The 13,567-nt window shown below is 59.1% G+C and carries 16 protein-coding genes; 14 read left to right on the top strand and 2 right to left on the bottom strand.

Going from position 1 to position 13,567, the window contains the following annotated elements:
• Window positions 1-26: 26 nt before the first annotated feature.
• The 9 genes from nifK to QA639_RS34815 all read left to right on the top strand — a co-directional run bounded on the left by nifK (window position 27) and on the right by QA639_RS34815 (window position 7,536).
• Entirely contained in the window at window positions 27-1,583 is a 1,557-nt protein-coding gene (nifK, locus tag QA639_RS34855; RefSeq protein ID WP_283088383.1) for a nitrogenase molybdenum-iron protein subunit beta, read from the top strand.
• A gap of 95 nt (window positions 1,584-1,678) precedes the next feature.
• The gene (nifE, locus tag QA639_RS34850) at window positions 1,679-3,352 is read left to right on the top strand and encodes a nitrogenase iron-molybdenum cofactor biosynthesis protein NifE (protein ID WP_283088382.1); all 1,674 of its coding nucleotides are present in this window, start codon (window positions 1,679-1,681) and stop codon (window positions 3,350-3,352) included.
• 9 nt (window positions 3,353-3,361) lie between these two features.
• Window positions 3,362-4,768 (top strand): nitrogenase iron-molybdenum cofactor biosynthesis protein NifN, encoded by a 1,407-nt coding sequence (gene nifN / locus QA639_RS34845; protein WP_283088381.1) that lies wholly within the window; start codon window positions 3,362-3,364, stop codon window positions 4,766-4,768.
• Complete coding sequence (gene nifX, locus QA639_RS34840; RefSeq protein ID WP_283088380.1) at window positions 4,765-5,160, top strand: nitrogen fixation protein NifX; 396 nt, start codon at window positions 4,765-4,767, stop codon at window positions 5,158-5,160. Before nifN ends, nifX begins: the two co-directional genes overlap by 4 nt.
• Before the next feature lie 7 nt (window positions 5,161-5,167).
• Window positions 5,168-5,638, top strand: a complete 471-nt coding sequence (locus QA639_RS34835; RefSeq protein ID WP_283088379.1) for a NifX-associated nitrogen fixation protein — start codon at window positions 5,168-5,170, stop codon at window positions 5,636-5,638.
• A gap of 9 nt (window positions 5,639-5,647) precedes the next feature.
• Entirely contained in the window at window positions 5,648-5,848 is a 201-nt protein-coding gene (locus QA639_RS34830) for a CCE_0567 family metalloprotein (RefSeq protein ID WP_283088378.1), read from the top strand.
• 14 nt (window positions 5,849-5,862) lie between these two features.
• The gene (gene fdxB, locus QA639_RS34825) at window positions 5,863-6,189 is read left to right on the top strand and encodes a ferredoxin III, nif-specific (protein WP_283088377.1); all 327 of its coding nucleotides are present in this window, start codon (window positions 5,863-5,865) and stop codon (window positions 6,187-6,189) included.
• 9 nt (window positions 6,190-6,198) lie between these two features.
• Window positions 6,199-6,837 carry a nitrilase-related carbon-nitrogen hydrolase gene (locus tag QA639_RS34820; RefSeq protein ID WP_283088376.1) on the top strand — a complete coding sequence of 213 codons (639 nt, stop codon included), beginning with the start codon at window positions 6,199-6,201 and terminating at the stop codon, window positions 6,835-6,837.
• 270 nt (window positions 6,838-7,107) lie between these two features.
• On the top strand, window positions 7,108-7,536 hold the full coding sequence (locus tag QA639_RS34815; protein ID WP_283088375.1) for a Rieske (2Fe-2S) protein: 429 nt from the start codon (window positions 7,108-7,110) through the stop codon (window positions 7,534-7,536).
• A gap of 10 nt (window positions 7,537-7,546) precedes the next feature.
• Here QA639_RS34815 and QA639_RS34810 read toward each other — a convergent pair whose 3' ends face one another.
• Window positions 7,547-8,137 (bottom strand): hypothetical protein, encoded by a 591-nt coding sequence (locus QA639_RS34810; RefSeq protein WP_283088374.1) that lies wholly within the window; start codon window positions 8,135-8,137, stop codon window positions 7,547-7,549.
• Window positions 8,138-8,526: 389 nt separating this feature from the next.
• Window positions 8,527-10,257 (bottom strand): ATP-dependent Clp protease adaptor ClpS, encoded by a 1,731-nt coding sequence (locus QA639_RS34805; RefSeq protein ID WP_283088373.1) that lies wholly within the window; start codon window positions 10,255-10,257, stop codon window positions 8,527-8,529.
• 271 nt (window positions 10,258-10,528) lie between these two features.
• Here QA639_RS34805 and QA639_RS34800 point away from each other — a divergent pair, with 271 nt between their 5' ends.
• From QA639_RS34800 to QA639_RS34780, 5 genes are read left to right on the top strand one after another with little or no spacing between them, the layout of a single operon-like run.
• A complete protein-coding gene (locus QA639_RS34800) occupies window positions 10,529-10,849 on the top strand; it encodes a HesB/IscA family protein (RefSeq protein WP_283090671.1) in 321 nt (106 codons plus the stop codon).
• Between the two features lie 17 nt (window positions 10,850-10,866).
• Window positions 10,867-11,154: a NifU family protein gene (locus QA639_RS34795; RefSeq protein WP_283088372.1), complete on the top strand. Its 288-nt coding sequence runs from the start codon at window positions 10,867-10,869 to the stop codon at window positions 11,152-11,154.
• Window positions 11,155-11,166: 12 nt separating this feature from the next.
• On the top strand, window positions 11,167-12,360 hold the full coding sequence (gene nifS, locus QA639_RS34790) for a cysteine desulfurase NifS (protein ID WP_283088371.1): 1,194 nt from the start codon (window positions 11,167-11,169) through the stop codon (window positions 12,358-12,360).
• Window positions 12,357-12,581 (top strand): putative nitrogen fixation protein NifT, encoded by a 225-nt coding sequence (nifT, locus tag QA639_RS34785; protein WP_283088370.1) that lies wholly within the window; start codon window positions 12,357-12,359, stop codon window positions 12,579-12,581. Before nifS ends, nifT begins: the two co-directional genes overlap by 4 nt.
• Complete coding sequence (locus QA639_RS34780) at window positions 12,578-13,441, top strand: SIR2 family NAD-dependent protein deacylase (RefSeq protein WP_283088369.1); 864 nt, start codon at window positions 12,578-12,580, stop codon at window positions 13,439-13,441. The genes nifT and QA639_RS34780 overlap by 4 nt, the downstream gene beginning before the upstream one ends.
• Window positions 13,442-13,567 lie beyond the last annotated feature (126 nt).

The following is a 13,567-nucleotide window of genomic DNA, read 5'->3' as shown; positions in this document are numbered from 1 at the left end:
AATCACGATACCTGAAAGGCTTTACCATGGCGCAGAGTGCAGACCATGTGCTCGATCACTTCGACCTGTTTCGCGGGCCGGAATACCAGCAGATGCTGGACAACAAGAAGATGTTTGAGAATCCGCGCGATCCTGCCGAGGTCGAACGCATCAAGGAGTGGACGAAGACATCTGAATATCGCGAAAAGAACTTCGCGCGGGAGGCTCTGACGATAAACCCGGCCAAGGCGTGTCAGCCGCTCGGCGCGGTGTTCGCCTCCGTCGGTTTCCAGGGTACGCTTCCTTTCGTACATGGCTCTCAAGGCTGCGTGGCCTATTACCGCAGCCATCTGTCGCGGCACTTCAAGGAGCCGAGCTCCTGCGTCTCCTCGTCGATGACGGAAGACGCTGCGGTATTCGGCGGCCTGAACAATATGATCGATGGGCTCGCCAACAGCTACAATATGTACAAGCCCAGGATGATTGCGGTCTCCACCACCTGCATGGCGGAGGTGATCGGTGACGACCTCAACGCCTTCATCAAAACGTCGAAGGAAAAAGGCTCGGTACCAGCGGATTTCGACGTCCCGTTCGCACACACCCCGGCGTTTGTCGGCAGTCATGTCACCGGCTATGACAATGCACTCAAGGGAATCCTGGAGCATTTCTGGGACGGCAAGGCCGGAACAGCAGACAAGCTTGAGCGCAAGCCGAACCGCAAGATCAACCTCATCGGAGGCTTCGACGGCTATACTGTCGGCAACCTTCGCGAGATCAAGCGCATCTTCGAGCTGATGGGGATCGAATACACCATCCTCGCCGACAATTCCGACGTTTTCGATACACCGACAGACGGCGACTTCCGCATGTATGACGGCGGCACCTCGCTGGAAGACGCCGCGAATGCCCTTCACGCCAAGGCAACGATCTCCATGCAGCAGTGGTGCACGGAAAAGACGCTGCCGTTCATTGCCGACCATGGCCAGGAGGTCCTGGCTTTCAACTATCCAGTGGGCGTATCCGCAACCGATGAATTCCTCATGGCGTTGTCGCGCATCAGCGGCAACGAGATTCCGGAGGAGCTCGCTCGTGAGCGCGGTCGCCTGGTCGATGCGATGGCTGATTCCAGCGCGCATATCCATGGCAAAAAGTTCGCGATCTATGGCGATCCGGACCTCTGCCATGGGTTAGCTACTTTCCTGCTCGAACTCGGCGCCGAACCAACGCATGTGCTGTCCACCAACGGCAACAAGGCCTGGGACGAGAAAATGCAGACGCTATTTGCGAGCTCGCCTTACGGGAAAAACTGCCACGCTTATCCCGGTCGAGACCTCTGGCACATGCGCTCGCTGCTGTTCACCGAACCGGTCGATTTCTTGATCGGAAACACTTATGGCAAGTATCTGGAACGCGACACCGGCGTTCCCTTGATCCGGATCGGCTTCCCGATCTTTGATCGCCATCACCATCACCGCTCGCCGGTGTGGGGCTATCAGGGCGGCATGAACGCGCTGGTGAAGATTCTCGACAAGATCTTCGATGAGATCGACAAGAAGACGAACGTCCTCGGCAAGACCGACTTTAGCTTCGACATCATTCGTTGATGAGGATCAACGCGCGTGCCATCGCCGGACAATATCGGCGGTGGCAGAAGCGCGGCGTGGGCAAGCCTTCCAGATAGCGTGAGAGGAAAAGCCGGATGAGTTCGCTACCAGCCACGCTCCAAGACGTCTTCAACGAGCCGGGCTGCGCCAAGAATACCAACAAGTCGCAGGCCGAGCGGAACAAGGGCTGCGCCAAGCAGCTGCAGCCCGGCAGCGCCGCCGGCGGCTGCGCCTTCGACGGCGCCAAGGTCGCACTGCAACCTTTTACCAACGTTGCCCATCTGGTGCATGGCCCGATCGCGTGCGAAGGCAATTCGTGGGACAATCGCGGCTCGGCATCATCAGGACCGAACTTGTGGCGCACTGGATTTACGACCGATCTGGCCGAGACCGATATTGTGTTTGGAGGCGAGAAGCGGCTCTACAAGGCGATCAAGCAGATTATCGACAAGTGCGACCCGCCGGCCATCTTCGTCTATCAGACCTGCGTTCCCGCCATGATAGGCGACGACATCAACGCGGTCTGTAAGGCTGCCTCGCAGAAATTTGGCAAGCCGGTTATCCCCGTCAATTCGCCGGGCTTTGTCGGTTCCAAGAATCTCGGCAACAAGCTGGCCGGCGAGGCCTTGCTGGAGCATGTCATCGGAACGCAAGAGCCGGACACCACTACACCCTACGACATCAATCTGATCGGGGAATACAATCTGTCCGGCGAGCTTTGGCAGGTCAAGCCGCTGTTTGACGAACTCGGTATCCGCATCCTGTGCTGCATCGCAGGTGATGGCAAATACCACGAAGTGGCCTCCTCGCATCGGGCGCGCGCTGCGATGATGGTGTGCTCAAGGGCGATGATCAATGTCGCGCGCAAGATGGAGGAGCGTTACGGCATCCCGTTCTTCGAGGGCTCTTTCTATGGCATCCAGGACTCCAGCGACGCACTGCGCGAGATTGCGCAGCTCCTGGTCAAGCGCGGCGCGCCGGAAGACCTGATCGGACGCACCGAGGCGGTGATCGTGCGCGAGGAAGCGCGGGCCAGGGCCGCAATCGAACCGTACAGGCCACGCTTCAAAGGCAAAAAGATCTTGCTGATGACCGGCGGCGTCAAGTCCTGGTCGGTCGTTGCCGCGCTGCAGGAAGCCGGGCTCGAACTGGTCGGAACCAGCGTGAAGAAATCCACAAAAGAGGACAAGGAGCGCATCAAGCGTTTGATGGGGCAGGACGCCCATATGATCGAGGACATGACTCCGCGCGAAATGTACACGATGCTGAAGGACGCGAAAGCAGACATCATGCTCTCGGGCGGCAAATCGCAGTTCGTCGCGCTGAAAGCGGCGATGCCATGGCTCGATATCAACCAGGAGCGCTGCCACGCCTATATGGGCTATATCGGCATCGTCAAGCTGGTCGAGGAGATCGACAAAGCGCTGTTCAACCCGATGTGGGAGCAATTGCGTCGACCGGCGCCGTGGGACCGTGCGGCCGACGATAGGCAGACCCGAGCGATGGCGCAGCTCGACGTGCAGCCGATTGAGATTGTCGCCGACCGGGCACTGACGCAGAAGACCCTGCGCGCGAGAAGGATTTGCTTCTGCAATACGGTCGACCTCGGCACGATCGAAGATGCGATTCGCGCGCACAACCTGACCAGTGTCGAAGCGGTCACACAGCATACCGCCGCGGTCGGTGGCTGTTGCAGACGGCGGATCGAGGACATCCTGGCAGGCAGGCCGATCTCCTGGTGGCCGGCCGCGCTGCAGGCCACGGGATAGGGTGGCGTCATGGTCCTTGTCACCGCGTCAAAGAAGGCCTGTGCGGTCAACCCACTCAAGATGAGCCAGCCGATCGGCGCAGCATTCGCCTTTATGGGGCTTCGCGGAGCGATGCCGCTTCTGCACGGCCCACAGGGATGCACGTCCTTTGGGCTCACACTGTTTGTGCGGCATTTCAAGGAGCCGGTTCCGCTGCAGACCACAGCGATGAGCGAGGTGACGACGGTGCTCGGCGGCTATGAAAATGTCGAGCAGGCGATACTCAATATCCACAAGCGCGCCGAGCCGGAGATCATCGGGATCTGTTCGACCGGCGTGACCGAAACCAACGGCGACGATGTCGACGCCTACATCAAGCTGATCCGGGAGAAGCATCCGCAGCTCGACAAGCTTCCTCTGGTCTATGTCTCGACGCCCGATTTCAAGGACGCATTCCAGGACGGCTGGGGGAAAGCGGTTGCGCGTATGGTCGAAGTGCTGGTCGAGGCGCCCGCGATGGAGGCCGAGCGCAATCCTACGCAGATAAATGTGCTTCCAGGATGTCACCTCACGCCAGGTGATCTCGACGAACTGAGGATCATCTTTGAGCATTTCGGCCTGCAGCCATCGTTCCTGCCCGACCTGGCGGGTTCGCTGGATGGGCATATTCCCGATCGCTTCACGTCGACGACGACCGGCGGCATTGGGGTCGATGAAGTCGCGCGCATGGGCCGAGCCGGCTGGACAATTGCGATCGGTGCGCAGATGCGGCGGGCGGCAGAGGCCATGCAAGAGAAGGCCGGGGTGCCTTTTCGGCTGTTTGAGCGGCTGTGCGGCCTGGTTCCCAATGATGACTTCATCGCCTTTTTGAGCGAGATCAGCGGCCGCCCTGTTCCAGCGAGGTATCGGCGCCAGCGCGGGCAGCTGGTCGATGCGATGCTGGACGCGCATTTCCAGATCGGCGGCCGCAGACTTGCGATCGGTGCGGAACCTGACCTGTTGCTTGACCTGTCCAGCATGCTGCACGAGTTGGGCGCACGTGTAACGGCGGCCGTGACGACCACGCAGTCGGCGGTGCTGGAGCAGATCAAGACCAAAGAGGTGCAGATCGGCGATCTGGAGGACCTGGAAGAGCTTGCCAGGACCAGGAATTGCGATCTTTTGATCACGCATTCGCATGGTCGGCAAGCCGCGACACGCCTTAAGATTCCATTCTATCGGGCGGGCTTTCCGATGTTTGACCGGCTTGGGGCAGGACACCAGCTATCCGTCGGCTATCGGGGCACGCGCGATCTGATCTTCGATATCGCCAATCTGGTGATCGCCGACCGCGAGGAGAATCATGCCCCGACGCCCGATAGCTGGCGGAGCTCGACGCTGCCGTTGCGACCCGACCAACCAAGTCCTATCGACTCAACAGAGAGGTCGATTGCATGAAAGTTGCGTTCGCTACCCAAGACCTCAGGCGCGTCGATGCGCATTTTGGCTGGGCGAAAAATATCGCCGTCTACGATGTCGGGCCAGGGGGACACGTATTTCTGAAAGCGGTTCAGTTCGACGGCGAACTGAAGGAAGACGGCGACGAGGACAAGCTGACGCCCAAGATCGAAGCGATCAAGGATTGCGCTATCCTCTATGTCGGTGCCATCGGAGGCTCCGGCGCTGCGCGAGTCGTGGCCAGAAACATCCATCCCATCAGAGTCACCAAGCCCGAAAGTATTCAGGTGCTGCTTGAAAAGCTCGAGCGCGTGCTGAAGGGAACGCCCCCGCCATGGCTACGAAAAGCCTTGGCCAAGGACAAGAAGCGTACATTCGATTTAGACGAATGAGGATCACATGACCGAGGCTGCAGACGTAATGCGATCCGCCGGCGGGCTCGATGCACCGTTCGTCAAGGAGCTGGTCAGGATTTGGCGGGCTGAGGACATGAGCGGGGCCTGGGCCGGCAAGAGCGATCTCGACCTCCTCGAGCCTTATATCCTGGACAAGGACAAGCGACGCGCACTGCCGGTCCTCGGCGATCCCGATCCGGATACGGTCTGGCGGCTCGAGCTGTTCTTCAATGCCGTCGCCCTTTCGATCGAGAAGGCGACCGATGTGATGATCCAACCGATGCTGAAGATGCACCATGAGGGCTTTGGTCGCATGGTGCTGATCGCGGGGCGGTTGATCGCGGTGAACAAGCAGCTTCGGGATGTGCATCGCTTCGGATTCGACAATCTCGCAAAGCTTGCGAGTGAAGGTAACAAGTATGTCCGGGATGGAATCAAGATGATCAGGAAATTCCCCGAAGTTGCGAACTATTGAGGGGCGCGCATGAGCGATCGCGAGATACTGATGGCAGAATTGAAGAAGTTGTCGTCGAAAGCGCTGCAGGCCAAAATGGATCTGCACGACCTTTCGGAAGAATTGCCCGTCAACTGGACTTCGATCATGGCGGTGGCCCAGAAGGCGCACGATGCCTACGCCGAACTCGAGCGCAGGAGCCAGGATCTGAAGGCACTGGAAAAGGCGTAGAGGGGATCCCCATCATGTCATTTGCAACGCGCGACGGGCGCGACTGGACGCCGGACTATCTGAGCGCGATCGATGCAAAGAAGTGCATCGGCTGTGGCCGCTGCTTTAAGGTCTGCGGTCGTGACGTCATGACATTGAAGGGAGTCAATGAGGACGGCGAACTTGTTGAACTCGACGACGATGATGAGGTCGAGAAGAAAATCATGGTCATGAATGACCAGGGCGCCTGCATCGGCTGCGGCGCCTGCGCCAGGGTTTGTCCGACCAATTGTCAGACCCACGTTTGTGAAAACGCGGCTGGAGCGCATATGTCCGCCTCTCCATTCTTAGGCCCATCGTGAACCAGATGAGTGGACTACGTCGATCAGGCCGACATGTGGCGTCCGGCCCGGGCCTTTGAGAACGGCGTCTGGATTTGTGCGGCCACCAAGTCCGGCCAGGAACGCTCGATCTACTATCCAGGCGGAAGCATGATTGTCGACTCTGCCGGAAATCTCCGGGCAAAGGTTGCCTACGATACTCATGGCATGGCCGTCAGCGACATTGATCCGACCCTTGCCGGCAACAAGCGGCACCCGCTCGGTTCGGACAAATTCGCAGATCGCCGTCCTGAAACCTATCAGGTTTTGACTTTACCGTATGACGAGACGGCAGTCGCCGAGGTCAGCAAACGACCGATCATCCCTGGCGAGATGGCATTCAACATGGCAGCCGTGCAAAGCCACGTCTCCGAGGCGCATGTCACTTCGCTTAACCGAGTCATTGAGCAGGATATACGACGCATTGGTCGACAAGCCTTTTCGGACAAACCTCGATACTCAATAGAGAGCGTTGATTGCATGAAGGGCCGTCGCGTACATGCTTGCCATCGAACCGCCCATTGTTGGTCGGTGACAATACGGATCCTTCCTGATGTGCCCAACCCATCCGCGATTCGAAAGATATTTTGGAGGAGAGAAATGACAGTCACGAGCCTCCGGTTTGCTTAACATTGAAGAGCGTATTTGAGTGCCGAAGTGCTGATTTAGCTCGTCCAGCACGGACTTGGAAAAATGGCAGGCCAACAGAAAAACTACTTCAGTAACCGCGAAAGATGGGTCTGCGGCGCGCGACAGAACCGAATGCTCGCGCAGACTCGTCGATCGTTGTCCGGCCCCAATTGCTTGCGGACGTCGCTTGCGGCGCGGTGAGTTGGGTTCCTCAGAAAAGCGGTCGATCCGGTAACCGCCATGATGGTTGCACCTGACGCAGGGTGATCAATGAAAGGGCTGATGATTATGACCAAGCAAGAGGTGCAGCCCAATACCGTCTATGCGATTTGCGGCTTCAATGATATTCCAAGCCGCCGGGCCATGGGCTTCCATCTCATGATCGTCGGTGAGGACGGCAAGCACAGGCCGTGGTCCATCATTGTGGTGCGTTGGGGCAAGAAGGTGCTTGGCTATCTCAACAAATGCCCACACAACGACGTCAATCTGGACTGGGAGCGTAACGAATTCCTCGATCCATTCGGAACCCGGCTGATGTGCGGCAAGCATGGCTCAACCTTCGAGCTTGGCACTGGCCGCTGTGTCGACGGCCCTTGTAAGGGCAGAGAACTCACGCCGGTCGCGTTGACGGTTCTGGACGGCGACATCTGCGTCATCGGCGTGCGACTTGCCGAGGAGGATCGCGCCGGCGAGAGCTGAAGCGGCGAGCTCAGACCGGCCGGTTTTCGTTACGGTTCTTCACAGGCGCCATTCTCTTCAGTGCGTCGTCGTAGGAGATCTCTTCATAGGACGCATCGAGCTCCTTTGCCGCGTCGAGCAGGTAGTCGAGCTTGCCGCCCGCGTCCAGCTTTTTGATGTCATCTTTGTTGACTCCGACCAGGTCCATGATCTCCTTCCAGACTGTGGATTCATCGCATGGCAGCACGTGGAAGGTGACATTGCCGAGTTTGGTTCGGTATTTCGCCAACAGGTCAATGTTATTGCAAAATATAAAATAGCGGCCCTTCGGGCCGAGCACGCCGTCCAGCACGTTTGCGACATCAGCAAGATAAGCGAGGGAGTGCAGATAGCCGGCCAGCACCGGAATAGTGCTTTCGCCTTCCTGGGCGACCGTCAGAACCTGCTCGATCGAATAGTCCGGCGGCCGCTTCTCGTCCGCGACCTGTACCTGGAACTTCAGTGCGATATCGCCGCGAAAGCCAAACCGGCCCGGCCTAGTGGTCCCGCCTTTGAGTACGGCGTTGAGCAGGCGCCCCTCCCTCTCCAGGTGGCCGAGCGGGGTGTTCTCGATTGCAGTCATGAAGATTGTCCTCAATCTGAGCTGATTGCCGGACACGTTTTCGCCGGCGGGACCATCAATGCAAAGGTCTTGCCGTTGCAAACGGAGCGGTTCATAGGGCATTTCTGGCGAAATGCGCATGTAGGCGCGATCGCCGAACAAGCGCGTCAGAAAAGCGACGCGCGTTGCCGCATCAGTGCTTCGAAAATGTAAGCATTGTTGGACCGCCTGGGCTGCAGCGCAAATGGATCCGCTTCTTTTGTCGGTTCGGTCGTAACGCTGGCGTGTTCCAATTGCAACGCTTGGTGGTTTGGTTCGCCAACGGCCCTCCACGAATCCTATCCAGTCCTGGCGGCAGCGCTCTGTGTCCTCCTCTTGCGCGTCTGCGGACGTGCCAATGGGCACTCGGCTTAATGCCGCGCTCTCCTTGATTTTCGAGGGGTTTCGATTGCGCCAGTCGCTCCGCTTCGTGCCCCCGCGGCGATCGCCTGGGGTCCGCCGAGCAGCTTCGCGTTAAGCCGGCCGCTGGCGAACAACATATCATCGAGCGCTTCGTGGACATCGGCTGTGATCACAGAATGTCCGCCATCACGCGCAATGCTTGATTGTGTGACGCGCCGCATCAGCTCCTTGATGAAGATGGCACTGACCCCTTCGGTACTGCGTACGGCTTCGGCAATGATCTCCCCCTCAAGCGGTAGGCCTCCGCTGTAGAGCCTGATCAGCTTGCCGCGACTGGCTGCATCTGGCAACGGTATTTCGATCGCTTGGTCGATGCGGCCGTGGCAATCGGCTAGAGTGACCTCGAATTGGTCGGGGCGGTTGGTGGTGAGCACGAAGAGGATATCGGCATCCTCCTTCAAGCCGTCTATTTCATTCAGCAGCTTGCTCAGCAAGGACACCTCGCATGCTGCCAAAATGCTGCGGTTGCTGGCGGTTCGATCGACATCGTCGATCACGACCATTGTCGGCTGCAGCAGGCGCGCCAGTGTCATATAGGCGCTCAGCAGCTCGAGCTGTTCGGCGGTGATGATCAGCGTGGTGTATCCCGGCAGGTTAGTAGCGAGATAACGGACCGTGTGGGTCTTGCCAGTGCCGGGCGGGCCATAGAGCAGAATGCCCCTGCGGGTCGACTGGCGAAGACGGCGGAGTTCATCGCGGGCATCGACGAATCCCAACACGCTGCGATCGAGCAACTTGAGTGCCCGTTCGGGCAAGATGACGTCCTCACGTTTGACCTGCGGCAGCCGATGTAGCGTCACACCGCTGATGCGGCCGGCGCAATCCGCACCTTCGTCGAGCGAGATGATTTTGCCACGATATGCGCACGCAGAGCGGATGGTCTTTTCCAGTTCATCAAAGCAGCATTGTACGAAGCTGTCGCCGGTATCGCGCGCAGGAACGATTATTTCAATGCGGATCCGGGTCTCGCGGCCAAACTCGCGATCATGCGAGAGCACGACGGCGTATGGGAATTCGCTCGCTTGGCAAAGCCACAAGCCGTTACGCAAACATTTGGCTGGCGCCAGCTCGCCCGTATCGATCTCGTCGAATTGCGGCGGCACAAGTGAAATCGCATCAGATCCACGGCGTTTCATTCGAGCGAATGAAAGTGCCTCGTCCCAATGCCGCTCGTACGCGCCAAAGAAGCGGATTGGGTCAGCAAAAAGCTTGTCGATCGCGACCTGAACATCGGCGCGCATATAGGCCGGCAAATGCCGCGCCGTGGTGGCGAGTTCTCCCGGCAAGAAGTTTGCAAAGTGCCAGTCCAGCGCATCACAGGCATATTCAAATTGCACATCGGACAGGTCGGCTGTATCCGCCTTGCCTGCGGCTTCAGTCGTGATCAGCAAGGGAAATCCTGCGGCGCGAATGCGCTTCTGTGCTTCCTCTATCAGCGCTTTCGCAACTGAGGGCGGGTAGGGGCCGCAGACGGCCTTGCCCTGCTGCCAGACGAACTCGGCAAGTGCAACAGCATCCCGCTGCTGCTTTCCGAACACCTCGCGCAGCAGGCGCACGACGAAACCGACAGGCGTGTCGTCATCATTATGAAAAACAAGCTGAATGAAGTCAGCGTCTGCGCAGACCGGGTCCATCAAAACCCGCGGTGAGCATTCTGGTTCTTGGGGCGTATGTTGCATGCTGGTCGGCCTCGTCGAACGGGATCGCCGGACGGGGCCGGCGGCACAAGGCGTGATGCAAATTCGTTGCCGTGACGCGCCTCATGCCGTGTCAGCGCAATACACAAGGAAGCCGGCTCGCCGCCGCGCTGTCCATACCCTTGTCAGGAATCCGACATGTGTTGCAAAGCAAACGGAGCGGCCCGAAAAGGTCAGTGTTGTCAAAGGCTGGAGTCGCTGGCATGCGAATTGCCAATTCGCAAGCTCAACTCAGTTAAGTGGAGGATGAGTGATGATCAATCTGACTGACAGCGCGTTGAATGCGGTCAAGAGCGTGCTCGGAACGTCGGCGCAGCCAGCGCGCGGCCTGCGGATCATGGTTGAAGCCGGCGGATGTGCCGGATTCAAATATGCAATGGACCTGGCTGAGCAGGCGAACCCCAACGAGACCGTGATTGAGCGCGACGGCATCAAGGTCTTCGTCAACAATATGAGTCGTGATCATCTCGCCGGCATGACGATCGATTTCGTGGTTAAGCCGGAAGGCTCGGGATTTATCTTCGATAATCCGAATGCCGGCTCGATCTGTTCCTGCGGCAAATCATTCAGCTGATGACAAGGGAACAAATCATGCTTGTCCCCGAGCCACTGAGGCACCCGCTCATTGCCAAAAAGAATCGTGAGCAATCCATCCGCGCTGTGACCGAGAAGACCCGGCCCCATCTGCGATGTGATGGCAGCGATGGCCGTTTCGTCGAGATTGGCCGCGGAAGGAGCATCGTCAAGCTGACTGGCGTCTCGGTGCTCCGCAAGCTGTCCGGCCGGACGCTCGAACGCATTCAGGCGCGCCTGATCGAAAGGATAGGCAAACTCGTCGGCCTCATCCCACTTGCCGCCGCGGCCAGGTCACGGGTTTGAGCGAGGCCCTGAATGCAGATTTATCTCGATAACAATGCCACCACGCGAGCGGATCCCGCCGTCGTCCAAGCCATGTTGCCATTCTTGACCGGGCAATTCGGTAATGCCTCTTCTGCGCACGCGTTTGGCAGCGAGGTCGCGAAGGCCGTGAAACAGGCGCGCCGCAGCCTGCAGGGATTGTTAGGCAGTGCCTACGATCACGAGATCATTTTCACCTCCGGCGGAACCGAGGCAAACAACGCTGCCATCCTCTCTGCGCTTGCAACGCAGGACGGGCGCGACGAGATCGTCACGACCTCCGTTGAGCATTCGGCTATTCTTACCCTGGTCGAGCATTTGGCGACAAACGGCGTCACGACGCATGTGATCGGCGTAGACTCGCGGGGCCGGCTCGACATCGAGGCGTTCCGCAGGGCCCTTGGACCACGCACCGCGATTGCGTCGGTCATGTGGGCCAACAACGAGACCGGCACGATTTTCCCTGTTGAGTTCCTGGCCGGCTTGACGCGCGCGGCGGGCGCCCTGTTTCACACCGATGCGGTGCAAGCCATAGGCAAGGTGGCCATCGACCTGAGCGACAGCGCTATCGACATGCTGTCGCTGTCCGCTCACAAGCTGCACGGTCCCAAAGGCGTCGGTGCGCTCTATTTGCGCAAAGATACAAAATTCAGGCCGCTGATCTGGGGCGGATCGCAGGAGCGAGGGCGCCGCGCGGGAACTGAGAATATCCCCGGCATCGTCGGTCTCGGCAAAGCTGCGGAGCTTGCGGCGGAACGGCTCGAGCCGGAGCGCGCTCGCATTGGCTCCTTGCGCGATCGGCTGGAGCAGGCCATCTTGCATAACGGCGGTTGCTCAGTGCTCGGCGATCTCAATAGCCGGCTGCCGAACACGACAAACGTCGCCTTCGACCATCTCGAGGGCGAAAGCATTGTGCATCATCTCAATCGTGTCGGCATTGCCGCTTCCGTCGCATCGGCCTGCAGCTCCGGCTCATTGGAGCCATCTCATGTTCTGCGCGCCATGGGCGTGCCGGCAAGCAGCATGCGCGGGGCGGTGCGATTCTCCCTGTCGCGTGAAACTACCGTCGAAGAGGTCACTCGGGTCGCGCACATGCTGTCTGACATCGTGGCTCGGCTGCGCGCCATGTCGCGGGAGTATTCCAGTGCACCCCGCGATGCGTCGCAGTCCAGGGAGTTGACGTCATGAAAATCATGATACGCCGCTCTCCGGACACGGGTTTGTCGATTTACGTGCCGAAGAAAGATCTCGAAGAGCCAATCGTGGAGTCCGAGTATGAGACGCTTTGGGGCGGTTGGATCAGGATCGCCAATGGTTGGGTACTCGACCTGCCCAAGATGGCAAGCGACACTCCCTTGCCGATCACGATCAACGCTAGGAAGCGCGGCGAAAGCGGCGACGAGCGATGAAGGCGCCTCCGCGCATCGATTTTGCCAGTGCAGCCGATACGGAGGCGATTCTCACTGAACTCGCGGCCAGACTGAGTGCGGGCAGCGTTATTCCCTACCTTGGGCCTGGCCTTGCCAAATTGTCCCGGCCGGATGTCCCGACGACACCTGAGGCATTGGCCGCCTTCTTTGCCACCAAGGTTGCACTGCCGCGACGGGCCAAGGGCAATGCGTGGGCGTCGGCGCAGTATATCGAGAGTAACAAACATCGTCTCACCCTGACGAGGTTAATGGCTCAGGCCTTTGCTGTACCGGTCGAGCCGACGGCGCTGCATCATCATCTTGCGTCTCTATCGCCGCCGATGATCGTCGATACCTGGTACGACAGCGCCATGCGTGCGGCGCTCGGCGAGCGCGATGGATGGGGCGAGGTGCAGGGTATCAGCCGCGCCGGCCTCTATACCGACCACTTTTATCGCTTCTATGAATCGGCAGGCCAAGAGGTCGACGGCGCCGCGGCTCGCAATTGGGCGACGGTGCTGTACAAGCCGCATGGCAGCGTAGAGCCGGCAAAGAACTTTCTGATATCTGACGCCGATTATGTCGAGGTGCTGACGCAGATCGACATCCAAACGCCGATTCCCGACATTATCAAGGAAAGACGGACCCGGCGGAGTTTTCTGTTCATCGGATGTCGCTTCAATGACCAGCTGTTGCGCACCTATGCACGGCAGATCACCAAGCGCTCGTCCGAGGTCCATTACGTGATTGTCGATCCGCAAGCGCTTTCGCGCAACGAACTCAGCTTTCTCGTCGAGCAAGGCTTGATGCCGCTCGCAATTGAGCTCCCGCGCGCGGTGGAGCTATTGCTCGCCAGCTAGTGGCGCTGCCAATTCAAGCCGACGGCGCCGGCCGGTTTGGCGGGCAGAGATGGTCAGCAAATGCGGTCGTGGGTGAGAGCGGTTTCTGCACGCCCTCAGGCCGTGAACGAATAGGTGCGTCAATGG

Source organism: Bradyrhizobium pachyrhizi (assembly GCF_029714545.1).
GTDB classification, from domain to species: domain Bacteria; phylum Pseudomonadota; class Alphaproteobacteria; order Rhizobiales; family Xanthobacteraceae; genus Bradyrhizobium; species Bradyrhizobium pachyrhizi.
The sequence above is the reverse complement of the archived record's forward strand: the minus strand, read 5'-3'. Positions and strand labels throughout refer to the sequence as shown.

Coding starts and splice junctions, on each gene's coding strand:
- QA639_RS34830 (WP_283088378.1), top strand. CDS start 5,648: ATGAGCGATCGCGAGATACTGATGGCAGAATTGAAGAAGTTGTCGTCG.
- nifT (WP_283088370.1), top strand. CDS start 12,357: ATGAAAATCATGATACGCCGCTCTCCGGACACGGGTTTGTCGATTTAC.
- fdxB (WP_283088377.1), top strand. CDS start 5,863: ATGTCATTTGCAACGCGCGACGGGCGCGACTGGACGCCGGACTATCTG.
- nifX (WP_283088380.1), top strand. CDS start 4,765: ATGAAAGTTGCGTTCGCTACCCAAGACCTCAGGCGCGTCGATGCGCAT.
- QA639_RS34815 (WP_283088375.1), top strand. CDS start 7,108: ATGAAAGGGCTGATGATTATGACCAAGCAAGAGGTGCAGCCCAATACC.
- nifE (WP_283088382.1), top strand. CDS start 1,679: ATGAGTTCGCTACCAGCCACGCTCCAAGACGTCTTCAACGAGCCGGGC.
- QA639_RS34835 (WP_283088379.1), top strand. CDS start 5,168: ATGACCGAGGCTGCAGACGTAATGCGATCCGCCGGCGGGCTCGATGCA.
- QA639_RS34805 (WP_283088373.1), bottom strand. CDS start 10,257: ATGCAACATACGCCCCAAGAACCAGAATGCTCACCGCGGGTTTTGATG.
- nifK (WP_283088383.1), top strand. CDS start 27: ATGGCGCAGAGTGCAGACCATGTGCTCGATCACTTCGACCTGTTTCGC.
- QA639_RS34800 (WP_283090671.1), top strand. CDS start 10,529: ATGATCAATCTGACTGACAGCGCGTTGAATGCGGTCAAGAGCGTGCTC.
- QA639_RS34795 (WP_283088372.1), top strand. CDS start 10,867: ATGCTTGTCCCCGAGCCACTGAGGCACCCGCTCATTGCCAAAAAGAAT.
- nifS (WP_283088371.1), top strand. CDS start 11,167: ATGCAGATTTATCTCGATAACAATGCCACCACGCGAGCGGATCCCGCC.
- QA639_RS34810 (WP_283088374.1), bottom strand. CDS start 8,137: ATGACTGCAATCGAGAACACCCCGCTCGGCCACCTGGAGAGGGAGGGG.
- QA639_RS34780 (WP_283088369.1), top strand. CDS start 12,578: ATGAAGGCGCCTCCGCGCATCGATTTTGCCAGTGCAGCCGATACGGAG.
- nifN (WP_283088381.1), top strand. CDS start 3,362: ATGGTCCTTGTCACCGCGTCAAAGAAGGCCTGTGCGGTCAACCCACTC.